Raw genomic sequence first — 24,155 nt, forward strand, 5'->3', positions numbered from 1 at the left:
CGATCCCGCATAAAATCGCCCCACCTATTCTCTTCTGGGCCAGCCGGCATGCCGTACAACGAATATCTGCTCGTCTTCGGCCGCAGCTTCCTTTTCGCGCTGGCCACGCTGCTGCCCTTCCTGAACCCGCCCGCCGTCGCGCCCATTTTCTGGACGCTGACCGAGGGCGCGTCGGCACAGACACGCGCCAACCTGTCCAAGCGCGTGGCGATCAACGTGATGCTGATGATGACCATCGCCATGGTCGCCGGCAACCTGCTGCTGACGTTCTTCGGCATTTCGCTGGCCATTGTCCGCGTGGGCGGCGGCATCCTCGTCATGCACAGCGCCTGGCGCCTGGTGAACTCGCCCGACGCCGATACCAGCCGCGTGGCGCGCATGGCCGAATCGTTCACCCCGGAAATGGCGCGCTCGCGGGCCTTCTACCCCCTCACCTTCCCCATCAGCTGCGGCCCCGGCACGATCGCGGCCGCGATCACGGTGGGCGCCTCGCTGCGCGACCACAATCCGCTGCTCAGCGCGGTGCGGCTGGCCGGCTCGCTGCCGGGCCTGGTCGTGGTGTCGCTGGCGCTTTACGTATGCCTGCGCTTCGCCGCGCAGATGCTGCACCGGCTGGGCGAGAATGGCACCGCGGTGTTCATGCGCCTGTCGGCATTCATCCTGCTGTGCCTGGGCGTGCAGATCTTCTGGGACGGTTCGCGCGAGCTGCTGCTGGAATTGATGCGCCAATCCATGCAACCAATTGCCGCGCCGCCGACCTAAGCGTGGCGTGGGCACGCGGTGGGGCCAGTCCGGTTCGACCGGATACATCCGACCGAACGCGGCCGGCCCGACCTGGCCCGGTCGGATGCGCCGCACTCCCGCGCCTGCTCGCCAAGCTTGCCGTTCAACCCTTGACCACCACCGCCATGCCCTCCTCCCGCAAGAGCCTGTTGCTTCTGATCAGTTTCCTGAGTTTCGCCGCCATCGCCGTCGCGCTCGTCTCGCAGCACGTCTACGACTTCGCGCCTTGCGCCTGGTGCGTGTTCCAGCGCCTGATCTACCTGGCGATCGGCATCGTGGCCCTGCTGGGCGCGGTGGGCGGCGCCGTGGCCACCCGCATCGCCGGCGTTCTGACGGCCGTGCTGTCTGCCGGGGGCATCGTGGCCGCCTGGTACCAGTACACGGTGGCCGCCAAGATGCTGTCGTGCGATCAAACCTTCGCCGACCGCTTCATGGTATCCACGGGCCTGGACGGCGCCGTGCCGTGGCTGTTCGGCATCTTCGCCACCTGCATGGACGCCTCGGTGGAAGTGCTGGGGCTGGAGTACGCGCTGTGGAGCCTGGCGCTGTTTGCCGTGCTGCTGTTGGCGTCGCTGATCGCGCTGCTGCGCCGGGCCTGATGCACTGAGGCTGATGCATTGGCTTGATGCGGGGCTTGTTGCATAGCGTAAGCCCGTTGCGCGAGGCTGCGTGCCCGCGTGCGCAGCCTGACGGCGCGCGCGATTCCGCCCTCGTGCATGGGCCCGATACGTGGGCCGATACGTAGCCCCGAATGGGCCCGATGCGCGGCCCCGGAAGCGCATCGGGCGGCCAAGGCCGCCCGATGCCGACATGCCAGACCGCGTCGGCATGCCCGGCGGACGCAATGCCGCAGGCATGCGCCGCCGGCCCGCAGTCACTACTGGTCGTTGGCTGCGTAGCCCATGTTGAACTGCAGGCCGCCGCTGCGTTCCTCGTCGCCCGAGCTGCCCTCGCGCGACTGGCTCAGGCGGGCCAGGTACTCGGCGGTGATGTCGCCGGTGATGTACTGGCCGTCGAAGCAGGAAGCCTCGAAGCGCGACAGCGCGGGATTGATGTCGCGCACGGCCTGCTGCATGTCTTCCAGATCCTGGTAGACCAGCGCGTCGGCGCCGATGGCCTGCGCGATCTCGGCGTCGCTGCGGCCCGTGGCGATCAGCTCGTGCTGCGTGGGCATGTCGATGCCGTACACGTTGGGATAGCGCACCGGCGGCGCGGCCGAGGCGAAGTAAACCTTGTTGGCGCCAGCGGCGCGGGCCATCTCGACGATCTCGCGGCTGGTGGTGCCGCGCACGATCGAGTCGTCGACCAGCAGCACGTTCTTGCCCTTGAACTCTTCGCCGATGGTGTTGAGCTTCTGGCGCACCGATTTACGGCGCACCGCCTGGCCCGGCATGATGAAAGTGCGGCCGACGTAGCGGTTCTTGATCAGCCCTTCGCGGTAGTCCAGGTTCAGGCGCGCCGCAAGCTGCATGGCGGCCGGGCGTGAGGAATCGGGAATGGGCATGACCACGTCGATGTCGCCCAGGCGCATGTTGCGCGCCAGCTTGTCGGCCAGGTATTCGCCCATGCGCAGGCGCGCGCTGTAGACCGACACGCCGTCCATCAGCGAATCGGGACGAGCAAAGTACACGTATTCGAAAATGCAGGGCACCAGCTGGGGATTGTCGGCGCACTGGCGGCTGACCAGGCGGCCGTCCAGGTCGATGAACACGGCTTCGCCGGGCTCGACGTCGCGCACGAAGCTGAAGCCGCTGCCTTCCAGCGCCACGGATTCGGACGCCACCATCCATTCGACGCCCTCGTCGGTTTCCTGGCGGCCGATGCACAGCGGGCGGATGCCGTGCGGATCGCGGAAGGCCAGCAGGCCGTAGCCCGAGATCTGCGCGACCACGGCGTAGGCGCCGCGCACGCGCTTGTGCACCGCGGCGACCGCGCGGAACATGGCGTCGTCGTCCAGAGACACGCCATTGGCGGCCGACTGCAGCTCGTGCGCCAGCACGTTCAACAGCACTTCGGAGTCGGAATTGGTGTTGATGTGGCGGCGGTCGACGCGGTAGAGCGACTCGCGCAGTTCGCGCCAGTTGGTCAGGTTGCCGTTGTGGGCGAACATGATGCCGAACGGGGCGTTCACGTAGAAGGGCTGGGCCTCTTCCTCGCTGGCGCTGGAGCCCGCCGTGGGATAGCGCACCTGCCCCACGCCCGTGGTGCCCGGCAGCGCGCGCATGTTGCGGGTGCGGAACACGTCACGCACCAGGCCATGGGCCTTGAACATGTTGAAGGTATTGCCGCTGGACGTTGCGATGCCCGCGGCGTCCTGGCCGCGGTGCTGCAGCAGCAACAGGCTGTCATAGAGCAGCTGGTTGACCGGCCCGCGCCCGATGACCCCGACGATTCCACACATGGTAGTTCCTGTTAAGTAAAGCGGATATCAGTACGGCAGGTACTCCGCCAGCGACGGCGGCAGCCATGACTTGATATGTTTGACGGCCTCGACCGCCGAATGCGAAAACATGGCGCCTTCCCACCAGGGTTCCTTGGGCAGCGGCGTATAGCCCGCCGCTGCCACCAGAACCACGATGATCAGCAACCCGCGCGCCAATCCGAACATGGCGCCCAGCCCGTGGTCCGCCGGGCCCAGCCCGGTGGTGCGGATCAGCGCCGACAGCGTCATGTTGACCAACCCGACCCCCAGCAGCACCACGATGAAGACCACGGCATAGGAAACGGCCATGCGCAGCAGCGTGGTCTCGATATAGGGCTCGAGCCAGCCGTAGACGGTAGGCCCCCACCAGATGGCCGCGGCGAATGCCGCCAGGTAGGCGATCAGCGACAGCAGTTCCTTCAGCAGGCCCCGGACCAGTCCGAGCACGCCGGACACCGCCAGGATGGCCAGAACGACGAAATCGAAACCGGTCACTGCGCGGCGATGAAACCGTTGTCGTAGCCCAGCGTGCGCAAGCGCGCCTGGGCCGCCTGGGCCGCTTCACGCGACGGGAACGGCCCGACGCGCAGGCGGTACTGCTGCTTGCCGTTGATGCTGGCCTGCTCGACGAATGCGTTGGTGATGCCGGCCTGGTGCAGTTGCGTGCGGCGCGACTGGGCGTCGGCCTGCGCGCCGTACGAGGCGATCTGCAGCACGAAATTGCCGGACTGCTGCGCCGGCTTGGCCGCGGGCGCCGGCTGCTGGGCGGGCGCCGGACGGCCTTCGAGCAGCGCCAGGGCGCGCGCGCCGTCGTCGGTGCGCGTGCTGTTGGTGGGCGGCTTGGCCGGCGTCTCGGGCTTGGCCTCGACGGGCTTGTTCTGCACGGGGCGGGTCTCGGCAGGCTTGGTCTCGGCGGGCTTGGGCGGCGTGGCGGGATGTGTCGTCACCGGCACCGTGTTGTCGGCCAGCTGGCCGGGCACGGGCGGGGTCGGCGGCTGCTGGCCGGCCGCTGTGGCGGTGCCCGGCTGCACGGCGGGCGCCTGTGCCTGCCCGCTCTGGCCCGAAGCCGCATCGGCAGGCGCGGCGCCGCTGGCAGGCGGTTGGCCCGCCAGGCCCGATTGCGCCTGGGGCTCGCTGACCTGCGGCTGGAACGGCGTGTCGCGGTCGGGAATGCGGATGGGGATGTCGTCGGCCACCGGCACGGGCTCGGAGTCGAGCACCATGGGCAGCACGATGACGGCGGCCAGCACCAGCACGACGGCGCCGGCCAGGCGGCGCCTGGCGCGAGCCCGCAGTTCGGCCGCCTGGGCCTCGCTGGTGACGGATGGACGCGGCCGCGACGAACCCGTGTCGGCGGCGGAATTTTTGCGTGTGAACAATCCCATTCGAGATCAACCCCTGGCGGCCGGATGGAGCATCCAGCCTGTCTGCGCCCCGTTCGACGCCCTATCCACGACGACCCAGCGCCTGCAAGACGCCGGCCACGGTGAGGAAGGACCCGAACACGAGAATTCTATCACCCTCGCCTGCCGCGGCCCGCGCCGCGGCATAGGCCGCCGCAGGGTCGGCGCAGGCCTGCACCGTGGGCCCTTCGGCCGCGGCGGGCGCAGGCGGCAAGGCGGCCCGCACCTGCTCGGCCAGCGCCTGCGGCGCCAGCCCGCGCGGACCGGGCAGGCCCGCGCAATACCAATGATCGATGCGCGTGCCGATCTTGGCGACCACGCCGGCGATGTCCTTGTCGGACAGCATGCCGAACACCGCATGCGTATACGGATGGAACCCCATGTTGTCGAGGTTCTGCGCAAGCACCGCCGCCGCGTGCGGATTGTGCGCCACGTCCAGGATGACCAGCGGCTGGCCGGGCAGGATCTGGAAGCGGCCCGGCAGCGAGGCCTGCAGCAACCCGATGCGCACGGCCTGTTGCGGCACCGGCAGGCGATCGCGCACCGATTCCAGCGCGGCCAGCGCGGCCGACGCGTTGAGCAGCTGATTGGCCCCGCGCAGCGCCGGGTATGCCAGCGCGGCGCGGCGCTGTTCCCGGCCGCCGTAGGCCCATTGCTGCCGGTCTCCCGAATAATTGAAATCGCGCGTGAACAGCCACAGGTCTGCGCCGATGGCCGCCGCGTAGTCGAGCAGCGATTGCGGCGGCACGGGGTCGCTACAGATCGCGGGACGGCCCGCGCGGAAGATGTGGGCCTTCTCGAAGCCGATCTTCTCGCGCGTGTCGCCCAGGTAATCCATGTGGTCGAGATCGACGCTGGTGACGACCGCGCAGTCGGCGTCGACCAGATTGACGGCGTCCAGCCGCCCGCCCAGGCCGACCTCGAGCACGACGGCGTCCAGCCCGGCCTGCGAGAACATGCGCAGCACGGCCAGCGTGGTGAACTCGAAATATGTCAGGCTGATGTCGCCGCGCGCGGCCTCGACCGCCTGGAACTGTTCGACGAAGGCGGCATCGGATGCGATCTCACCGTTGATGCGGGCGCGTTCGTTGAAGTCGATCAGGTGCGGCGAGGTGTACAGCCCGACCTTGTAGCCAGCCGCCAGCAGGATGGCCTCGAGCATCGCACAGGTCGAACCCTTGCCGTTGGTGCCCCCGACCACGAACTTGACGGCGTCCAGCTGGATGCCCAGCCGCTGCGCGACGGCGCCGACCCGCTCCAGTCCCAGCTCGATGGTCTGGGCATGCAGGGATTCCAGGTATTGCAGCCAGCCGGCCAGCGGCGTGGCGGCATCGGGGCGCGAAAGCGTCATGAGCGGCGACACGAAAATGAAACACGCGGAAGTGTACCAGTCGCGTCCGCGTTTACCCGCATGTCCGTGCTGCGGGCGGGGTCGGCCGGCGACCGCGTCCGCCCCTTGCGGACAGACCGTTCGCCGCACCTAAAGTTCGAGGCCCGGCATGCCGTTATGCCATCGAGATTTGCTGACATCGAACGCGCCCCTACCTCGCCGGAGCTAAAACATCATGGCCGTAAGTCCGCTTCATCCTGCCGTCTCGGCTCCCGTGGCACAAGCCGCGGCCCCGATCGCTCCCATCGTGGTCGATTCCGCCGTGGCCGTCACTCCCGCGGCCGGCGCCACCGACGGCAACGGCGCCCGCGACGCGGCCTCCGACCCCTCGCAGCAGCCGCAGACCATCGAGAAGGCGCTGGACGACATCAACGAGCAGATGAAGGCCTGGGCCACCCAGCTCCAGTTCGAGATCGATCCGGACATCAACCGCGTGGTCGTGTCGGTGGTCGATTCCAAGAGCGGCGACGTCGTGCGCACCATCCCCTCGGATGCCGTGCTGCGCATCGCGAAGATGATCGTGAAGCTGCAGGGCAACGCGGTGGAAACCTCGGCCTGACCGGTGCCGGATCCCAGGAATACGCCACGGAATATGCCAGGCGAACGCACCAAAATGGTGCGTTTAAATCAAGTTTTTTGAAATAGCCCAACGTTATGCCGTTTCCCGGCCAATAGGTTGGACGGTTTTTTGACAGAATTCTATTGCTAGCAAGGAGTTTTTCATGGCCACCATTACCTCGCTGGGTGCCGGTACGTCGCTGGAGCTGGAGACTATCCTCAAGCAACTGGATGCCGCCAACCAGACCACCCTGGACGCGATCACCACGCGCCAGAAGAGCTATGAGGTAAAAGTTTCGTCGTTCAGCCAGCTGCAGAGCAGCGTCCAGTCCGTGCTGGACGCCGCCAAGGCCTTGGCCAATGTCGACACGCTGAATGCCGTCAAAAGCTCCGTCTCCGGCGACAGCGTCACGGTCTCCACCGCGTCCGGCGCCACGCCGGGCCAATATTCGATCACCGTCAATCAAGTCGCCACCGCGCAACGCCTGCAATCCAGCACGCCGATCGATCGCACTGTCGCCCACGGTACCGGCGGCACCATCGAGATCGAGCTGGAGAACGGTGAGAAAAGCACGATCAACCTCACCGACACGTCGATGGATGCCGTGGCCAAGGCCATCAACGCCAACGACAAGGCCGGCGTGCACGCCACCATCATCAACGATGGCGAAAACGGCTCTTATCTCATGCTGACCAGCAAGGAGACGGGCGAGAAGAACGCCATCGCCAAGATCACGGTCACCGGCAACAGCGGCGACCTGGCGTCCCTGCTGGACTACGACGCCGCCACCCCCGGCGGCAACCTGAACCAGACCCAGGCTGCCAGGGACGCGAACGTCACCATCAACGGCGTCGCGGTCAAAAGCGCCTCCAACAGCATCAGCGATGCCGTGGACGGCGTGACGTTCACCATCGCGCCCGACGCGGAGGTCAACGACAAGGCCACCGTCACGATCACGTCCGATCCGACCGCCATCACCGACGCCGTAAAGAAGTTCGTCAACGCCTACAACTCGCTGCAGACCACGCTGTACAGCCTGACCTCCTTCGATGTGGACGCCGAGACGCAGAACCCGCTGACCGGCGACGGCACCGCCCGCAGTATCCAGACCAGCCTGGCAGGCGCCCTGCAGGTGGCAAGCGGCGAAGGCGCCATCCAGACGCTGGGCGCGCTGGGCATCACCAGCAACCCCGACAAGGTCGCGGGCGTGGCGGGCACGCTGGCGGTCGATTCGGTCAAGCTCAACAAGGCCCTGGCCAGCAACCCCGCCGACGTGGCGCGCGTGCTGGCCGGCCCCAACGGCCTGGCGGCTTCCATCACCAAGGCCACCGACACCATCCTCGGCTCCAATGGCTCTATCAAGAACCGCCAGGACGGCTTGAAAGAGACCGTGGATTCGCTGAAGGAGCAGCATGACAACACCGAAGCCCGGATGGACGCCGAACTGGACAACATGCGTGCCCGATTCGTCGCCCTGAGCGTCATGGTGGCCCAGATGAACAGCACCAGCAGCTACCTCACCCAGCAATTCGCTTCCCTGTCCAAATCGACGTCGTAATCCTCTCGTCACACCATGACCTACGCCTCGCGCCGCCCGACGGGCTCTTATTCGGTTCGCTCCTATTCGGACATCGGCCTGGAAACCCAGGTGCTGAGCGCCGGCCCGGAACGGCTGATCACGCTGCTGTTCAGCGGCGCGCGGGCGGCCATTGCGCAGGCGCGCATCCACATGGATGCCGGCCGCATCGCCGAACGCGGCGCGGCCATCAGCAAGGCCACCCGCATCGTCGAAGAGGGCCTCAAGCAGGGGCTCAACGTGGAGGCCGGCGGCGAAATCGCCGAGAACCTCTCCCGCCTTTACGATTTCATCATCCGCGCACTGCTTACCGCCAACCTGAAGTCGGACGCCGAACAACTGGACGTGGCAGACCAGTTGCTCGCGGAACTGGCCGAAGCGTGGCAGCAATCGGTGGACGTGCAACCGTCCGCCAACCCGGCCTGACCCGGGGCCGCATCCTTACGCCCGCCCCGATCGCGAGACTCCCTATGTCGTCCCTCATGCAGCACACTCCTGTTCTTGATTTGTATCTAGACATTGCAAACATCACAACTGCAATGCTTACCGCGGCGCAGTCGGACGATTGGGACACCGTGCTGGTCTGTGGCCAGCAATACTGCGAAACCGTCGAGCGCCTGCGTGACGTGGAGCCGGGCCAGCCCCTGGACGAGGCGGGCCGGACCTTGAAGCATGACCTGCTGGTGCGCATCCTCGAGAACGACGCCGCCGTCCGTGACCTGGCCCTGCCCCAGCTGGCCCGCCTGGGCACGCTGCTGGGTCGCATGAAGCGCCAGCAGTCCGTGCTGGCCGCCTATCGGGGTCAAGCGGCGGGCGCATGAGTATCGGTCCGCCCGCGCTAGGCAACATCCTGGTCCAGCGGCTCGATGCCGTGCTGGGCACCAGCATGGCCGCGCACGCCAACATGGTGTCCGGCACCCGCGCCGACGCGGTGCCCCCGCCGGGCGAGAGCGGACGCCCCGACGGCACCGAGAACGCCACGCGCGGTCCTCGGCAAGGCATCGACACCGTCGAAGGCGGTGGCAGCGGCCGGCAGAATGCCATCACCGACGCCAAGACCGCGGCCGCTCTGGCACTGGCCGCGCGCGGCCTGATCACGCGCAGCGACCTGACGGCGTCGGCGCCCACCACCCTGGGCATGACGGCACGTACCATCCTGGCGCTGCTGGCGCAGTTCCCCGACAAGGCGCCGCCGATCGCCGGACGCGAGCCGCTCTGGACGCCGCCCACCGGTGACGAGGCCGCGGCTGCGCCCGGCAGCGGCCGGCCCGCGGCCGGGACGCCTGGGGCCGGTACGCAGGGCGCGAGTATGCCTGGCGCCGGGTCGCCTGGTGCTGCTGCGCCCGGAGCCGGCGCGCCCACCCAAGGCGGCGCGTCCGCCGCCGGCGCCGCGCAAGCTGGCTCGGACGCTGGGACCGCCGGCACGAACCGCGCCGGCGGCGCCGTGCCCGCCGCCCAAGCCGCCGCGGCGGCGCCCAGCGGAAACTCGCCGCCGCCCGCCGCCCTGGCCCAGGCCTTGCGCGCAGCGTTGCAGCAAAGCGGCCTGTTCTACGAATCGCACCTGACGCAGATGGTCTACGGCCAACGTACGCCGGAACAACTGAGCGGCGAACCGCAGGCAGCGATGCGCATGCCGCCTGGCCAGGCCGATGCCGCGGCGTCCGCCGCCAGGCAATCCATGGCCGATGCGCTGGCACCCCGCGACAGCACGCCCTCCCCGTCACCGACCAGCAGCGCCACGGTCTCGCTAAGCAGCGGCCCACACGCGTCGCCCGCCCAGGCGCTGGCCAGCATCCACCCGGACGCCACCGTGCTGGTGCGCCAGCAGCTCGACGTACTGGCAAATCAGGCCGTCGCCTGGCAGGGCGAGCCCTGGCCCGGCACCGAGATGGAGTGGGAGGTCGAACGCGACCGTACCGCAGGCGGAACCGAGGTCGAGGAAGGCCACTGGGCCACTCGCATCAAGCTCGACCTGCCGCGCCTGGGCCTGGTCGAGGCACGCCTGAACATCGCCGGCAACCAGTTGGTGATGCACGTGGTGGCGCCGCGCAGCGCCGCCGAACTGGGCCGCCATGGCGACGCCCTGCGCCAGCGCATGACCGCGGTCGGCCTGACGCTCAGCCAGCTCAGCGTCGACATCGCGCCGCCCTCGCCTTTCGTCTACGAACCATGAACGACACGTCCACGCCCGCCGATCCGAATCGCCGCGCCGCCGTCGCCATTTCGTACGACGAGCAGGAAGACGCCCCGCGCGTCGTCGCCAAGGGCTACGGCAAGCTGGCCGACACCATCGTGCGCAACGCGCGCGAACACGATCTGTACGTACACGAATCCAATGAACTGGTGGGCCTGCTGATGCAGGTCGACCTGGACTCGCAGATCCCGCCGCAGCTGTATGCCGCCGTGGCCGAACTGCTGGCGTGGCTGTACCGCCTCGAAGCCCGCGACGTCCCTGCGCTGCCCAAGGGCAACGCGCAGCCTGCGGCCTGACGCAGCGGCGCGCCGTGCACCCCTCCGCTGAACCGCCCGATCACGAAGCCTGGCTGCAAGGCGCCAGCGAGATCCGCAGCGCGCTGTCGTCGCTGACGCACCCGTCCAGCCTGGTGCAGGCGCGCGACAACCGCGGCATGCACTGGATGGTGAAGGTACTGGGGCTGGACGTACGCTCGCGGCTGTTCTTCTGGCGCCCCGAGAACGCGCGGATCCCGCAGGGCGAAGACCTGGCCGCGCGGCTAGCGGCGACGCCGCTGGACTTCACCGCCACGGCGCATGACGGCGCCTGGCTGCAGTTCCAGTCCGGCCGGCCGTCGGTGGTGCGTTTCGACGACGGCAGCATGCTGATGGTGTCGCCCTTCCCGAACCGCCTGCGGCAGGAATTCGGCGCGCATTGAGGCCTGAATGTCTGACGGATTGTCGTGCGGATCGCCAGGAATGACCGACGGCGGCCCGGCCGGACGCCGGACCGGCCGGCATTGCGCCGGCTTAGAGCGGCATGGAAGCGATTTCGCGGTATGCGGACACCAGACGATTGCGTACCTGCAGCGCGGTCTGGAACCCGATGCTGGCTTTCTGCAGGTCGATCATGACGTCGTTCAGCGACACGTCGGGCGCGCCCAATTCGAAGGCCTGGGCCTGGGCGTTGGCGGATTTCTGGGCCGCGGATACGCGCTTGAGCGACCGCTCGAGCTCGGCGGCGAAGCCCGTGGGATTCGGCGACAGCTCGGCGGGATCGGACACGCCGCCCTGCGCGGTGCGCACCACGGCGCGCATCTGCTGCAACATGTTTTCGATTCCGGACAGGCCAGAGACCGCCATGAAGATACCTCGGACGTCAAACGGGAGAGTGGGCAAGCGTACCTCGGGCCGCGCGCGTTCATAACGCCTAAAAGCCGCCAAAAACCCCGGCAGTTCACCGGCGTTTGTAACCGGCGCACCCGTGCGCGGCCCGGCGCGACGCCGGCCGGGACATAGGAGACAAATAACGGGGAAAAACGGTTGTTTTCGGCGATTGGGATTGCCTGGCCCCCCGCCATAATCCACGCTCCCCGACCTAAAGCACGTTGCATGTGTAACCTGCCTTCCTCGACCATGTCGCTAGAATCCCTGCTCCGCGAAGCTTGCGGGAGCCACCGATGAACCAACAGGCAACCCTCGGTGCGTCGCTTCTGGCCCGGTTTCCGGTACTCGAGAAAGTACGGACTCTGCCCAAACCCCTGTTGATCGGCGCGGCCGCCGCCCTGGTGGCCCTGGTCGCCGTGTTGGCGCTCTGGAGCCGCGAGCCGGACTACAAGGTCCTGTTCTCCAATCTGGACGACCGCGACAGCGGCGCCATCGTGGCGGCCCTGGGCACCATGAACGTGCCCTACCGCTACAACGAAACCGGCACCGCCATCCTGGTGCCCGGCGAGCGCGTCTACGACGCCCGCATGCAGCTGGCCAGCCAGGGCCTGCCGCGCGGCGGCAACGTCGGCTTCGAACTGATGGACAACGCGCGCTTCGGCGCCAGCCAGTTCACCGAGCAGATCAACTACCAGCGCGGCCTGGAAGGCGAACTGGCACGCTCCATCGAGGCCATGAACGGCGTGCAGAAGGCGCGCGTGCACCTGGCCATGCCGCGCCAGTCGCTGTTCGTGCGCGAACGCCAGTCCCCCACCGCCTCGGTGCTGCTGAACCTGTATCCCGGCCGCAGCCTGGCCGACGCCCAGGTCTCTTCCATCACCTGGCTGGTGGCGTCCAGCGTGCCCGAACTGACGGCCGACAACGTCTCCATCGTCGATCAGAACGGCCGCCTGCTGTCCGCCCCGCAGGGCGAAGGCCGTGGCATGGATGCCGACCAGATGCGTTTCGTGCGCGAGGTCGAGCAGCGCGCCGTCGAGCGCATCCTCACCATCCTGAACCCGCTGGTGGGCCCGGGCAACGTGCATGCCCAGGCCACCGCCGACGTCGATTTCGCGCGCCGCGAAGAGACGTCCGAGGTCTACCGCCCCAACCAGGAGCCTGGCCAGGGCGCCGTGCGCAGCCAGCAGAGCAGCGAGTCGCGCCAAAGCGGCGTCGACCCCGCGCGCGGCGTGCCGGGCGCGCTGAGCAACCAGGTGCCCGCGCCCACCCAGGCACCGCTGAACAATCCGCAGACGCCGCCCGGCCAGCAAGGCCAGCAGCAGCAGCAGGCGCAACAGCAGCAGCCGCAGCAGACCGGCACCACCACGGGCACCGCGCAGGCCGGCACGCAGGCGGGCGTCTCCACGAACAACCGTCACGACACCACCACCAACTACGAAGTCGACCGCACCATCAGCCACATCAAGCAGCCCGTGGGCACGCTCAAGCGCATGTCGGTGGCGGTGGTCGTCAACTATCTGCCCGGCAAGGATGGCGGCGACCGCCAGGCCCTGCCGCCCGAGGAACTCAACAAGCTGACCGACCTGGTCCGCGAGGCCATGGGCTATTCCGAAGCCCGCGGCGATTCGCTGAACGTCGTCAACAGCCAGTTCAACGACGTCGAGCCCTCCGTGCCGCTGTGGCGCGATGCCGAGCTGATCGCCATCAGCAAGTCCGTGCTGGGCTGGCTGCTGGCCGTCATCGTGGTGCTGTGGCTGTACCGCAAGATCAAGCCGGCGGTCATCGAGCACTTCTATCCGGCGGTGGACCCCGAGCTCGAGGCGCAGGAACGCCGCGACGCCGAACGCGAGGCGCAGGCCACCGCGCGTGCCCGCGAAATCGACCGCTACGAAGAGAACCTGCAGCGCGCCCGCGACATGGCCACCAAGGACCCGCGCGCCGTCGCAATGGTGCTGCGCACCTGGATGAGCAAAGATGATGAATGACGGCAAACCGATGGACGGCATGACCCGCAGCGCCGTCCTGCTGATGTCGCTGGGCGAGGACGCCGCCGCCGAAGTTTTCCGCTACCTGACCGCGCGTGAAGTGCAGCAGGTCGGCGCGTCCATGGCCACCCTCAAGCAGGTCACGCGCCGCGACGTCGGCGGCGTACTGGAAGAGTTTCGCCAGGAAGCCGACCAGTTCACCGCGGTCACGCTGGGGTCGGACGACTACATCCGCACCGTGCTGACCAAGGCGCTGGGCAGCGACCGCGCCGCGGGCCTGATCGAGGACATCCTCGAGGCCGGCGAAGGCGGCAGCGGCATCGACGCACTGAACTGGCTCGATCCCGTCACGGTGGCCGAACTGGTCGGCAACGAGCATCCGCAGATCATCGCCACGATCCTGGTCCACCTGGAACGCGATCGGGCCGCCGGCGTGCTGGCCCTGCTGACCGACCGCCTGCGCAACGACGTCATGCTGCGCATCGCCACGTTCGGCGGCGTGCAGCCCTCGGCGCTGGCCGAGCTGACGGAAGTGCTGAACTCCATGCTGTCCGGCCAGAGCGCCAAGCGCAGCAAGATGGGCGGCGTGCGCACCGCGGCCGAAATCCTGAACATGATGAACTCGACGCAGGAAGAGGCCGTGGTCAACAGCCTGCGCGAACGCGACGCCGACCTGGCCCAGAAGATCATCGACGAGATGTTCGTCTTCGAGAACCTGCTGGACGTCGAGGACCGCGGCATCCAGCTCATCCTCAAGGAAATCGACAACGACATGCTGATGGTCGCGCTCAAGGGCGCGCAGGACGAGCTGCGCAACAAGTTCCTGCGCAACATGTCCAGCCGCGCGGCCGAGATGCTGCGCGAAGACCTCGAGGCCCAGGGCCCGGTGCGCATGTCCAAGGTCGAGAGCGAGCAGAAGAAGATCCTGCAGATCGCCCGCCGCCTGGCCGAGAGCGGCCAGATCGTGCTGGGCAACTCCGGAGACGACGCGTATGTCTGACCGTGGTCCCGTCGGATCCACGCTGTCGCGCCGCGCTGCCTGGCAGCGCTGGCAGATGGCGTCTTTCGACGAACCCCAGGTCGAGGAAGCGCCCGCCGAGCCGGTCCCCGCGCCCGACCCCGGCCCCGATCCCGAGGAAGTGCGGCAAGCGCTGCGCGAACAGGCCCGCAGCGAGGGCCACATGCAGGGCATGGCCGAGGGCCACCGGCAAGGCCTGGCCGAAGGCCGCGAACAGGGCCACCAGGAAGGCCTGGCGGCCGGCCGCGAGGAAGGCTACGCCGAAGGCCTGGCGCAGGGCCGCGAACAGGGCAACGTCGAGGCCGCGCACCTGAACACCCTGGTCGGCAATCTGGCCACGTCGCTGCGCGGCATCGAGGAACAACTGGGCCAGAGCCTCATCACCCTGGCCCTGGACATCGCCGCGCAGGTCGTGCGCCAGCAGCTGGCCGAACAGCCGCAGGCCATGCTGGCCGCCGTGCGCGAGGTGTTGCACATCAACCCCACCCCGCCACAGGGCGCGTTGCGCCTGTGGATCCATCCCGAGGACCTCGAACTGGTGCGCCTGCACCTGGCCGACGAACTGAAGGAAGGCAACTGGCGCGTGCTGGCCGACGAGTCCATCACGCGCGGCGGCTGCCGCGCCGAGACGCCCTATGGCGACATCGACGCCACGCTGCAGACCCGCTGGCGCCGCGTGGCGGCGTCGCTGGGCCGCAGCGCCTCGTGGGACGAGCAGCCGTGAATCCCGCCTTGCAGCCCCTGCCCGACGCGGCGGCCCCGGTGCCGCTGGCCGACCGCTGGAAGACGCAGCTGCAGATCGGCTCGATCCGCGCGGCGTCGACCGAGCCGTGGCTGGTCACGGGCCGCATCACGCGCGCCACCGGCCTGGTGCTGCATGCCACCGGCCTGCGGCTGCCCGTGGGCGCCGCCTGCCGCATCGAGATCGCGCGCGGCCACGACCACTGGGCCGACGCCGAAGTGGTCGGTTTCGACGGACACACCCTGTACCTGATGCCGCAGGCGGACATCTCCGGCCTGCCCCCCGGCGCTCGCGTGGTGCCCAGCGAGCCCACCGTGCAACGCCCCGTACCGCTGCCGCGCAAGGCCGAACTGAACGGCAACGCGAAGCCGCAGCTGGGCCGCCACCTGCCCGTGGGCAACGCCATGCTGGGCCGAGTGGTCGACGGCGCCGGCCGGCCGCTGGACGGCCTGGGCCCGCTGACCGGCGCCGAAGCCGCGCCGCTGACCGCCCTCCCCATCAACCCCCTGTCGCGCGCGCCCATCGACACCGTGCTGGACGTCGGGGTGCGCGCCATCAACGGCCTGCTGACCGTGGGCCGGGGCCAGCGCATGGGCCTGTTCGCGGGCTCCGGCGTCGGCAAGAGCGTGCTGCTGGGCATGATGGCCCGCTATACGCGCGCCGACATCATCGTCGTGGGCCTGATCGGCGAACGCGGCCGCGAAGTGAAGGAATTCATCGAGCACAACCTGGGTCCCGAGGGCCTGGCCCGCTCGGTGGTGGTGGCCGCGCCGGCCGACGTCTCGCCGCTGCTGCGGCTGCAGGGCGCCAGCTACGCCACGCGCCTGGCCGAGCATTTCCGCGACCAGGGCCTGGACGTGCTGCTGATCATGGATTCGCTGACCCGCTACGCCATGGCGCAGCGCGAGATCGCGCTGGCCATCGGCGAGCCGCCCGCCACCAAGGGCTATCCGCCATCCGTGTTCGCGCGCCTGCCCGCGCTGGTCGAGCGCACCGGCATGGGCGCGCCGGGCCCGAATGGCAAGGCGGGCTCCATCACCGCCTTCTATACGGTGCTGGCCGAGGGCGACGACCAGCAGGATCCCATCGCCGACTCGGCGCGCGCGATCCTGGACGGCCACATCGTCCTGTCGCGACACCTGGCCGAGGCCGGCCATTACCCCGCCATCGACATCGAGGCCTCCATCTCGCGCGCCATGACGTCGCTGATCACGCCGCAGCAGTTCTCGCTGGTGCGGCGCTTCAAGCAGACGTTCTCGCGCTACCAGCGCAACCGCGACCTGATCGCCGTGGGCGCGTACGCCGCCGGCAACGACCACCAACTGGACGATGCCATCGCGCGCTATCCGCGCCTGGAAGCCTATCTGCAGCAAGACATCACCGACAACGTCGACTACGCGACCGCCGTCGACCAGTTGCGGGGTTCGTTCGAAATCAAGGACACCTATGCCTAGCCAATTGCCTCTGGACATGCTGCTGGGACTGGCCAAGGAAAGCGCCGACGCCGCCGCCCGTGTGCTGGGCAAGCTGAGCGCCGACCGCTCGCAGGCCGAGCGCCAGCTGACCATGCTGTACGACTACCGCCAGGACTACCTGCAGCGGCTGCAGCGTGCCATGCAGACGGGCATGTCGGTCGCCGACTGCCAGAATTACCAGCGCTTCATCTCCACTCTGGACGACGCCATCGGCCAGCAGACCAACGTGTTGCGCGCGGCCGACGACCATCTGGCGCGCGGCCGGCAGCACTGGCAGCAGGAGCAGCGCAAGCTGAACTCCTTCGACGCCCTGTCGCAGCGCCAGGTGCGCGCCGAGCAGTTGGCCGAGAACCGGCGCGAGCAGCGCGCCAGCGACGAATATTCGGCGCGCCTGGCGCGCGGCCAAGCCATCTACTGATCCTCGCGGGACCCACAAGAACATGCCGACCTCCGCTCCGCTTGCCAGCCTGTTGACCATCGCCCCCGCGGCGCCCGCGCCCGCACCCACGCCGGCTGCGCCCGTCGCCAAGAGCGACGACAAGGGCCCGTCGTTCTCCAAGATGCTGGCCGACCAGAAGAACGCCTCGCGCCAGGATGCGCCGGGCAAGAAGGCGGACGCCAAGCCCGCCGAGAAATCGCCGGACAGCAAGCCCAAGCCCGCCGAATCGCAGCAGGACGCCACGCCCGCGGCCCAGGCCGACGCCCAGCAGCCGGCCGAGCCGGTCGCCGGCAAGGACACCGCCGCCGACGCGACGGCCCCGTCCGATGCCTCGGCCGCCCAACTGGCCCAGGCCGAGGCGCAGGCCGCGGCACAGGCGGCCGCCCAGGCCCAGGTCCAGACACAGGCCGCGCCGACGTTGCCCATCCAGGCGCTCGAGATCGCCGCCCAGTCAGCCGCCCTGCAATCGCAATCCGCCGCCCGGCTGGCCGCGCAGCAGGCCGCGGCCGCCGCGCAAGCAGGCGCCGCCGCTCCCGCCGCCGCCCAGCAGCAAGGCGCCGGGCCGGCCAACGGCACTCAGCCCACCGCCGCACAGGCCGCCGCCGCCTCGGCGCTGCAGGCAGCCACGCTGCCGCAGCAGGCCGCCCAAGCCGCGCAGGACGCGCTGCCCGCCGTCAAGCCCGCCGCGCCGCAGGAGAATCCCTTCGCCGCGCTGCGCCAGACCATCGCCACCGCGCGCGATCCGCGCGCGGCGGGCCATACGGCCGGCGGCCAGCATGCCCAGGGCACGCAGGACGCGCTGGCGCAGGTACCCGCAGACCCCGAGGCCGTCGCCGCCCCGTTGCCCGATTTCGGATCGCAATTGGCCGGTCAGCAGCAGGACGACGGCGCCCGTGCCCGTGGCGACCTGACCGCGTTCGCCGCTGCCGCCCTGCGCCCCGTTGCGGCGCAGGCGCCGTCGGGCGCCGCCGAGACCCGCGCCGCGCCGCCCGCGCCCATCCTGGACGTGCAGAGCCCCGTCGGCTCGTCCACCTGGGGCCGCGATATCGGCCGCCAGCTCGTCTTGCTGGGCGGCGACGCCCAGCGCGGCCAGCACACCGCCGAATTGCGCCTGGACCCGCCCGACCTGGGTCCGCTGCGCGTCACCCTCAGTCTGTCCGACGGCGTGGCCACGGCCAGCTTCGTGTCGGCCCATGCCTCCGTGCGCCAGGCCCTCGAATCGGCGCTGCCGCAGCTGCAGCAGGCACTGGCCGAGGCCGGCATCTCGCTGGGCCAGGCCGACGTCGGCGAACAGGGCAATCAGTTCGCCCAGGAGCAATCCCCGGCCGGCCGCCAGGGTAACGGCCAGGCCGGCGCAGGCACCGATTCCCAGGGCGAAACCGACGCCGCGCAACGGGTTGCCGTCGTGCGCGATGCCAATGCGCTGGTCGACACCTTCGCCTGATCGCACACGCGCCGTAATAGCCTGAGATACCCCGCTTTCGTCCTGTTTTTCGCGTGCCTGTGCAGGCGGACTTTGGGGCAGAATGCTTTCATTCCATCAGCATCGGTTCAGTTTCAGCCGCACAACCCGTATCGACAACGAGATGGCGACCTCCAAGACTTCTTCTGCAGCGCCCGGCGCAGCATCTTCCTCGGGTGGCATCCGCCGCCTGCTGCGCCCGCTGCTCATGCTGGTGATCCTGCTGCTGGTCGCCGGCGTCAGCGTCGCCGGCACCTGGTTCTTCCTGCACTGGCAAGGCGGCCGCGACCTCAGCCCCGTGCAGCTGGGCGTGGGCGCCTCGGGCCAGCCCGGCGCGGCGGTCGCCGGCCAGCCGGGCGGGCAGCCCGGCGCGCAACCCACCACCTTCGTGGCTCCGCCTGCCTCGCCGCAGCCCGTGCCCGCCCCGATCTTCGTGCCGCTGGAGCCCTTCACGGCCACCGTCGAAGACCAGGAATCGGAACGCATCGTTCGCGTCGGCATCACGCTGCGCGTCAGCGATGAGCAGACCCGCACGCGTATCGAGAAGTACCTGCCGGAAGTGCGCAGCCGCGTCCTGATGGTGCTGTCCGCCCAGACGCCGCAGACCGTGCGTACGCCCCAGGGCAAGGCCGACATGGCCAAGACCATCATGCAGACCATCAACAAGCCGTTCTCTCCGATCCCTGACGGCCAGTACGTCACCGATGTGCTGTTCACGGAATTCGTGGTGCAATAAGCATGGCCTATGAGGCGTTTCTTTCCCAGGACGAAGTCGATGCCCTGCTCGCCGGCGTAACCGGCGAGAGCGAAGACGCAGCCCCCGCGCAGGCCGAACCCGACGGCACCCGTGCCTACGATCTCAGTTCGCCAGATCGCGTCGTGCGCCGGCGCATGCAGACGCTGGAGCTCATCAACGAACGGTTCGCGCGCGGCATGCGCAACGTGCTGCTGAACTTCATGCGCCGCAGCGCCGACATCACGGTCGGCGCCATCCGCATCCAGAAGTACGCCGACTTCGAGCGCAACCTGCCGGTGCCCAGCAATCTGAACATGATCCAGATGCGGCCCCTGCGCGGCACTGCCCTGTTCACCTACGACCCGAACCTGGTGTTCCTGGTCATCGACAGCCTGTTCGGCGGCGATGGCCGCTACCACACGCGCGTCGAAGGGCGCGACTTCACGAATACCGAACAGCGCATCATCCGCCGCCTGCTGAACCTGACGCTGGAATGCTACGGCCGCTCCTGGGAACCCGTGTATCCCATCGAGTTCGAATACGTACGCTCCGAGATGCACACGAAATTCGCCAGCATCACGGGCGACAACGAAGTGGTGGTGGTCACCCCCTTCCACATCGAATTCGGCGCCACCGGCGGCGACCTGAACATCTGCCTGCCGTACTCGATGATCGAGCCGGTGCGCGACCTGCTGACCCGCCCGTTGCAGGAAACCGCCCTCGAAGAGGTCGACCAGCGCTGGACGCAGCAGTTGTCGCGCCAGGTGCGCAGCGCCGACGTGCAGCTGTCCGCCGAATTCGGGCGCATCCCGTCCTCCATCGGCGAACTGATGCGCCTGAAGGTGGGCGACGTGCTGCCCATCGACGTCCCGCAAACCATCACCGCCCACATCGACGGCGTGCCGATCATGGATTGCGGCTACGGCGTCTTCAATGGCCAGTACGCCCTGCGCGTACAGAACATGCTCAACTACGATTTCGAATCCCCCGAGGCTCCCGAAAATGACTGACCAGACCGGCGACAGCAGCACGCCCGCCTCCTCGGCCGCCGACGATTGGGCCGACGCGCTCGCCGAACAGGCCCGCGTTCCCAATCCCCCCACCCAGGCCGACGGCCTGAAGCCCGCCGAACCCGCCGCGGCGCCCGCCAGCGCGCCGGCCGCCAGCAGCAGCGCCACGTCGGCCAAGTCCGCTGCGGACTCGATCTTCAAGCCGCTGTCCACCAAGGACAGCGTCACGGGCACCGACATCGACCTGATCATGGACGTGCCTGTCCAGCTCACGGTCGAACTGGGCCGCACGCGCCTGACCATCAAGAACCTGCTGCAGCTGGGCCAGGGCTCGGTCGTCGAGCTCGACGGCCTGGCCGGCGAACCCATGGACATCTTCGTCAACGGCTACCTCATCGCCCAGGGTGAAGTGGTCGTGGTCGAAGACAAGTACGGCATCCGCCTGACCGACATCATCACCCCGTCGGAACGGCTGAACCGCCTCAACAACCGCCGCTGATCCCATGACGCATGCCGACGTCCTGCGCGTCGCCCTCGCCCTAGGCCTGATCATCGCCGCCATCCTGGCCGCCGCGTGGCTGGCCAGGCGCTCCGGCCTGCTGCAGCGCCAGGGCGGCGGCATCCTGCGCATCGTCGCCAGCCTGACCGTCGGTCCGCGCCAGAACATCGCCGTCATCCAGGTGCGCGACACCTGGGTGGTGGTGGGCATCACCTCCGGCGGCATGACGCCCCTGCACACCCTGCCCGCCGAACCGGCGGCCGATGCCGGCGCGCCCCGATCCGCCGGCGACGCTGCCCTGGCCGTGCCCGGACAGCAGGCGCCCGGCACTTTCGCAACGGCGCTGGCCAAGCGCTTCGCCGACGCGCTCAACAAGCGCCCGTAGCCCTACGTACATCATGCTTTTCCTCAATCGCCGTCGTCTAGCGAGCCTGCGCGCGGCCTGGCCCCGCGCGGCCGTGCTGCTGCTGGCCTCGCTGGCGCTGTGGCCCGGCGCCACGCTGGCGCAGGCCACGCTGCCCGCCATCACGGCCACGCCCGGCCCGGGCGGCTCGGAAACGTATTCGCTCAGCATGCAGACGCTGCTGCTGATGACGTCGCTGTCGTTCCTGCCGGCGGCCCTGCTGATGATGACCGGCTTCACCCGCATCATCATCGTGCTGGGCCTGCTGCGCAGCGCCATCGGCACGCCGACCTCGCCGCCCAACCACGTGCTGATCGGCCTGGCGCTGTTCCTGACCTTCTATACGATGTCGCCGGTCTTCGACCAGATCTACGCGGACGCCTACCAGCCGCTCAGCAACGGCGCCATCACCTTCGAGACCGCCGTGCAGCGCGCGGGCGCGCCCCTGCACACCTTCATGCTGCACCAGACCCGCGAGGCCGACCTGGCCCTGTTTGCCGACATGGCCAAACAGCCGGCCATGGAGGACCCCTCGCAGGTGCCCATGCGCATCCTGATCCCGGCCTTCATCACCAGCGAATTGAAGACGGCGTTCCAGATCGGCTTCACCATCTTCATCCCGTTCCTCATCATCGACATGGTGGTGGCCAGCGTGCTGATGGCGCTGGGCATGATGATGGTGCCGCCCGTGACGGTGTCCCTGCCATTCAAGCTGATGCTGTTCGTGCTGGCCGACGGCTGGCACCTGCTGCTGGGATCGCTCGCGCAGAGCTTCTATCAATGACCGCACGGGACGCCACGCCATGACCGCCGAAACCGTCATGACCCTGGCCTATCAGGCCATGCAGGTCGCCCTGGCCATGGCGGGCCCGCTGCTGCTGATCACGCTGGTGGTGGGCCTGGTCATCAGCGTGTTCCAGGCTGCCACGCAGATCAACGAAATGACGCTGGCCTTCATCCCGAAGCTGCTGGCGATCTGCGGCGCCCTCGTGCTGCTGGGCCCCTGGCTGATGAGCATGATGGTCGACTACATCCGCCAGTTGATCGGCCAGATCCCGATGCTGGTCTCCTGACCCGCCAGGCCGGTCGCGCGCCATGATCTCGTTCACCCTGGAGCAGCTGACCGGCTGGCTCGGCCAGTACCTCTGGCCCTTCGTGCGCGTGCTCGCCCTGATGGGCGCCTCTCCCCTGTTCTCCGAATCCAGCATCCCCAACCAGGCCAAGATCGGCGCGGCGTTCATGCTGACGGTGGCGCTGGCCCCCGGCCTGGACCCGATGCCGGCGGTGCCGCTGAATTCGTACGGCGCGCTGTGGATCGTGCTGCAGCAGGTGCTGATCGGCATGGCCATGGGTCTGGTGATGCGCATCGTCTTCGCCGCGGTGCAGACGGCCGGCGAATTCGTGGGCCTGCAGATGAGCCTGTCGTTCGCCTCGCTCTTCGATCCGTCGATCGGCGCCAACACGGCGGTGCTGTCGCGGCTGTTCAACATCGTGGCGGTGCTGGTCTTCCTGTCGCTGGACGGGCACCTGCTGATGCTGGCCACCCTGGCGCGCAGCTTCGAGGTGCTGCCGGTGAGCCTGAACGGGCTGGATCCGAACGGCTGGGGCGTGCTGCTCGACTGGAGTGGCACCATCTTCACGGCCGGGCTGCTGCTGGCCCTGCCGCTGATCTGCTCGCAGCTGACGGTGAACCTGGCGCTGGGCATCCTGAACCGCGCATCGCCCCAGCTGACGGTGTTCGCCATCGGGTTCCCGATCCACCTGATCGGCGGGCTGATCCTGCTGGCCGTCGTCCTGCCGCATTCGGGCCCGTTCTTCGAGGATCAGTTCCAGGCGGGATTCCGGGCGATGGGGGATCTCATACTGAGGTTGTCGGGGCGGTAGCCGTCTTCTTTGGTGGTTTGGGCTGTCGTTCTTGGTCTGGTTTTCGGTTGTCGGTTGTCGTTCTTGTCTGACGGGTGGTGGTTCTTGAGTCCGCCCCTGTGCGTCAGCCGGGACCGTGCCGGCCAAGTCACTCGGGTCGGGCGCGCCACCAGGCGCCCTCGGCCCCCTACGGGGGCTACCCTCGCTCCAATTGGCCGCCACGGCCCCGGCTGACGCACAGAGGCTGCATCGGAGTCATCGCGAGCGGACGGTCGACTCTTTTCATGGAATGGACATCAGCCGATGTGTTCAGGAGGTTAGCTGGGCTGGGCTTGGTGGGGCTTTTGCCATGGCAGGGTTTGGAATGTCTCTTGCTTGACGTGACCTTGGCTATTCACTGTCTAGCCTGGCTTCGACCTTGGTGTCGGTATTCGCACTGAACGATGGGTTCCAGCATCGGCTTGGGCTTCGTCACGACCTTGGCCGACGTGATTCGGCCCTCGCTTCGACGCTCGGAAAAGCATGAGCGTCGACCACGACATAGTTCGACACTCGCGCCATGAAGCCCACCGCCGCCGCGCATGGGGTTTCCAGACCTGCGCATGCCACTGGCGTGAGTCCTCTGTGGGGCGGGTGGCCCGTGACGGCCAATTGGAGCGAGGGAAGCCCCCGCAGGGGGCCGAGGGCGCCTGGTGGCGCGCCCGAGCCAAGTGACTTGGCCGGCGCGGGCTACCCGATCCACAGAGGACGCTTTCGAGAGACATCGAACGTCCCAAGAGCCCGCAGCCACCCCGATATAAGCGACGGATAATACGCACACAAACAAAACGGGCCGGACTCCCAAGAGGATCCGACCCGTTGACGCCGTCGTCGAAAGCCGCCCGATGAACCAGGCAGCGATCAGATGGCAATCGCTATCAGGCTTGCGTCACCATCGGCGCCGCACCGTAGCCGTGCAGTTGCGCGGCCGGCAGGTCGATGACTTCGCCGGCGTTGATGCGGAATACCGCCACGGCTTCGGCCAGGCGCTGCGCCTGCTCCTGCAGCGAGC

Annotated in this window: 27 protein-coding genes; 22 read left to right on the forward strand and 5 right to left on the reverse strand. The window is 68.5% G+C overall.

Features of this window, described 5'->3' with window-relative positions; translation table 11 throughout:
• The first annotated feature begins 48 nt into the window (after positions 1 to 48).
• Together FS845_RS26090 and FS845_RS26095 are read left to right on the forward strand one after the other, a co-directional pair.
• Complete coding sequence (locus FS845_RS26090) at positions 49 to 762, forward strand: MarC family protein (RefSeq protein WP_144641495.1); 714 nt, start codon at positions 49 to 51, stop codon at positions 760 to 762.
• 146 nt (positions 763 to 908) lie between these two features.
• Positions 909 to 1,382 (forward strand): disulfide bond formation protein B, encoded by a 474-nt coding sequence (locus FS845_RS26095; RefSeq protein ID WP_144641498.1) that lies wholly within the window; start codon positions 909 to 911, stop codon positions 1,380 to 1,382.
• A gap of 278 nt (positions 1,383 to 1,660) precedes the next feature.
• Here the strand turns inward: FS845_RS26095 and purF are convergent, their stop codons facing one another.
• The 4 genes from purF to folC form a co-directional block, all read right to left on the reverse strand.
• A complete protein-coding gene (purF, locus tag FS845_RS26100; RefSeq protein ID WP_144641501.1) occupies positions 1,661 to 3,184 on the reverse strand; it encodes an amidophosphoribosyltransferase in 1,524 nt (507 codons plus the stop codon).
• Positions 3,185 to 3,211: 27 nt separating this feature from the next.
• Complete coding sequence (locus FS845_RS26105; protein ID WP_144641504.1) at positions 3,212 to 3,700, reverse strand: CvpA family protein; 489 nt, start codon at positions 3,698 to 3,700, stop codon at positions 3,212 to 3,214.
• The gene (locus FS845_RS26110) at positions 3,697 to 4,590 is read right to left on the reverse strand and encodes an SPOR domain-containing protein (protein WP_144641507.1); all 894 of its coding nucleotides are present in this window, start codon (positions 4,588 to 4,590) and stop codon (positions 3,697 to 3,699) included. The genes FS845_RS26105 and FS845_RS26110 overlap by 4 nt, the downstream gene beginning before the upstream one ends.
• A 61-nt stretch (positions 4,591 to 4,651) precedes the next feature.
• Complete coding sequence (folC, locus tag FS845_RS26115) at positions 4,652 to 5,959, reverse strand: bifunctional tetrahydrofolate synthase/dihydrofolate synthase (protein WP_144641510.1); 1,308 nt, start codon at positions 5,957 to 5,959, stop codon at positions 4,652 to 4,654.
• 214 nt (positions 5,960 to 6,173) lie between these two features.
• Between folC and FS845_RS26120 the strand changes: the two genes are divergently transcribed.
• From FS845_RS26120 to FS845_RS26150, 7 genes are all read left to right on the forward strand, one after another.
• The gene (locus FS845_RS26120) at positions 6,174 to 6,557 is read left to right on the forward strand and encodes a flagellar protein FlaG (RefSeq protein ID WP_144641513.1); all 384 of its coding nucleotides are present in this window, start codon (positions 6,174 to 6,176) and stop codon (positions 6,555 to 6,557) included.
• 163 nt (positions 6,558 to 6,720) lie between these two features.
• Entirely contained in the window at positions 6,721 to 8,115 is a 1,395-nt protein-coding gene (gene fliD / locus FS845_RS26125) for a flagellar filament capping protein FliD (protein ID WP_144641516.1), read from the forward strand.
• A gap of 15 nt (positions 8,116 to 8,130) precedes the next feature.
• On the forward strand, positions 8,131 to 8,559 hold the full coding sequence (fliS, locus tag FS845_RS26130) for a flagellar export chaperone FliS (RefSeq protein ID WP_144641519.1): 429 nt from the start codon (positions 8,131 to 8,133) through the stop codon (positions 8,557 to 8,559).
• A 44-nt stretch (positions 8,560 to 8,603) separates the two neighbouring features.
• Positions 8,604 to 8,954: a flagellar protein FliT gene (locus FS845_RS26135; protein ID WP_144641522.1), complete on the forward strand. Its 351-nt coding sequence runs from the start codon at positions 8,604 to 8,606 to the stop codon at positions 8,952 to 8,954.
• On the forward strand, positions 8,951 to 10,306 hold the full coding sequence (locus FS845_RS26140) for a flagellar hook-length control protein FliK (RefSeq protein WP_144641525.1): 1,356 nt from the start codon (positions 8,951 to 8,953) through the stop codon (positions 10,304 to 10,306). Before FS845_RS26135 ends, FS845_RS26140 begins: the two co-directional genes overlap by 4 nt.
• Complete coding sequence (locus FS845_RS26145) at positions 10,303 to 10,623, forward strand: EscU/YscU/HrcU family type III secretion system export apparatus switch protein (RefSeq protein WP_144641528.1); 321 nt, start codon at positions 10,303 to 10,305, stop codon at positions 10,621 to 10,623. Before FS845_RS26140 ends, FS845_RS26145 begins: the two co-directional genes overlap by 4 nt.
• Before the next feature lie 14 nt (positions 10,624 to 10,637).
• The gene (locus tag FS845_RS26150; RefSeq protein WP_186332436.1) at positions 10,638 to 11,024 is read left to right on the forward strand and encodes a hypothetical protein; all 387 of its coding nucleotides are present in this window, start codon (positions 10,638 to 10,640) and stop codon (positions 11,022 to 11,024) included.
• A gap of 91 nt (positions 11,025 to 11,115) precedes the next feature.
• On the opposite strand, the gene fliE is transcribed toward FS845_RS26150, so the two are convergent.
• Complete coding sequence (fliE, locus tag FS845_RS26155; protein ID WP_144641534.1) at positions 11,116 to 11,448, reverse strand: flagellar hook-basal body complex protein FliE; 333 nt, start codon at positions 11,446 to 11,448, stop codon at positions 11,116 to 11,118.
• 317 nt (positions 11,449 to 11,765) lie between these two features.
• On the opposite strand from fliE, the gene fliF reads away from it, so the two are divergent.
• The 13 genes from fliF (at position 11,766) to fliR (ending at position 23,125) form a co-directional block, all read left to right on the forward strand.
• Complete coding sequence (fliF, locus tag FS845_RS26160) at positions 11,766 to 13,457, forward strand: flagellar basal-body MS-ring/collar protein FliF (RefSeq protein ID WP_144641537.1); 1,692 nt, start codon at positions 11,766 to 11,768, stop codon at positions 13,455 to 13,457.
• Complete coding sequence (gene fliG / locus FS845_RS26165) at positions 13,447 to 14,457, forward strand: flagellar motor switch protein FliG (protein ID WP_144641540.1); 1,011 nt, start codon at positions 13,447 to 13,449, stop codon at positions 14,455 to 14,457. The genes fliF and fliG overlap by 11 nt, the downstream gene beginning before the upstream one ends.
• Positions 14,450 to 15,199, forward strand: coding sequence for a flagellar assembly protein FliH (gene fliH, locus FS845_RS26170; protein ID WP_144641543.1), 750 nt, complete (start codon positions 14,450 to 14,452; stop codon positions 15,197 to 15,199). Before fliG ends, fliH begins: the two co-directional genes overlap by 8 nt.
• Positions 15,196 to 16,671: a flagellar protein export ATPase FliI gene (gene fliI / locus FS845_RS26175; protein WP_409929344.1), complete on the forward strand. Its 1,476-nt coding sequence runs from the start codon at positions 15,196 to 15,198 to the stop codon at positions 16,669 to 16,671. Before fliH ends, fliI begins: the two co-directional genes overlap by 4 nt.
• Positions 16,664 to 17,110 (forward strand): flagellar export protein FliJ, encoded by a 447-nt coding sequence (gene fliJ, locus FS845_RS26180; RefSeq protein ID WP_144641546.1) that lies wholly within the window; start codon positions 16,664 to 16,666, stop codon positions 17,108 to 17,110. Before fliI ends, fliJ begins: the two co-directional genes overlap by 8 nt.
• A gap of 22 nt (positions 17,111 to 17,132) precedes the next feature.
• Positions 17,133 to 18,575, forward strand: a complete 1,443-nt coding sequence (locus FS845_RS26185) for a flagellar hook-length control protein FliK (RefSeq protein ID WP_144641549.1) — start codon at positions 17,133 to 17,135, stop codon at positions 18,573 to 18,575.
• 142 nt (positions 18,576 to 18,717) lie between these two features.
• On the forward strand, positions 18,718 to 19,329 hold the full coding sequence (locus FS845_RS26190) for a flagellar basal body-associated FliL family protein (RefSeq protein ID WP_144641552.1): 612 nt from the start codon (positions 18,718 to 18,720) through the stop codon (positions 19,327 to 19,329).
• Between the two features lie 2 nt (positions 19,330 to 19,331).
• A complete protein-coding gene (fliM, locus tag FS845_RS26195) occupies positions 19,332 to 20,339 on the forward strand; it encodes a flagellar motor switch protein FliM (protein WP_144641555.1) in 1,008 nt (335 codons plus the stop codon).
• Complete coding sequence (gene fliN / locus FS845_RS26200) at positions 20,332 to 20,838, forward strand: flagellar motor switch protein FliN (RefSeq protein ID WP_144641558.1); 507 nt, start codon at positions 20,332 to 20,334, stop codon at positions 20,836 to 20,838. The genes fliM and fliN overlap by 8 nt, the downstream gene beginning before the upstream one ends.
• A 4-nt stretch (positions 20,839 to 20,842) precedes the next feature.
• Complete coding sequence (gene fliO / locus FS845_RS26205; protein WP_144641561.1) at positions 20,843 to 21,223, forward strand: flagellar biosynthetic protein FliO; 381 nt, start codon at positions 20,843 to 20,845, stop codon at positions 21,221 to 21,223.
• 13 nt (positions 21,224 to 21,236) lie between these two features.
• A complete protein-coding gene (gene fliP, locus FS845_RS26210) occupies positions 21,237 to 22,025 on the forward strand; it encodes a flagellar type III secretion system pore protein FliP (protein WP_144641564.1) in 789 nt (262 codons plus the stop codon).
• A 19-nt stretch (positions 22,026 to 22,044) separates the two neighbouring features.
• Positions 22,045 to 22,314, forward strand: coding sequence for a flagellar biosynthesis protein FliQ (gene fliQ / locus FS845_RS26215; protein ID WP_144641567.1), 270 nt, complete (start codon positions 22,045 to 22,047; stop codon positions 22,312 to 22,314).
• Positions 22,315 to 22,336: 22 nt separating this feature from the next.
• Complete coding sequence (gene fliR / locus FS845_RS26220) at positions 22,337 to 23,125, forward strand: flagellar biosynthetic protein FliR (RefSeq protein ID WP_144641570.1); 789 nt, start codon at positions 22,337 to 22,339, stop codon at positions 23,123 to 23,125.
• Positions 23,126 to 24,155 lie beyond the last annotated feature (1,030 nt).

The organism is Bordetella genomosp. 13, from assembly GCF_007679965.1.
In the GTDB taxonomy this organism is placed as follows: Bacteria; Pseudomonadota; Gammaproteobacteria; order Burkholderiales; family Burkholderiaceae_B; genus Bordetella.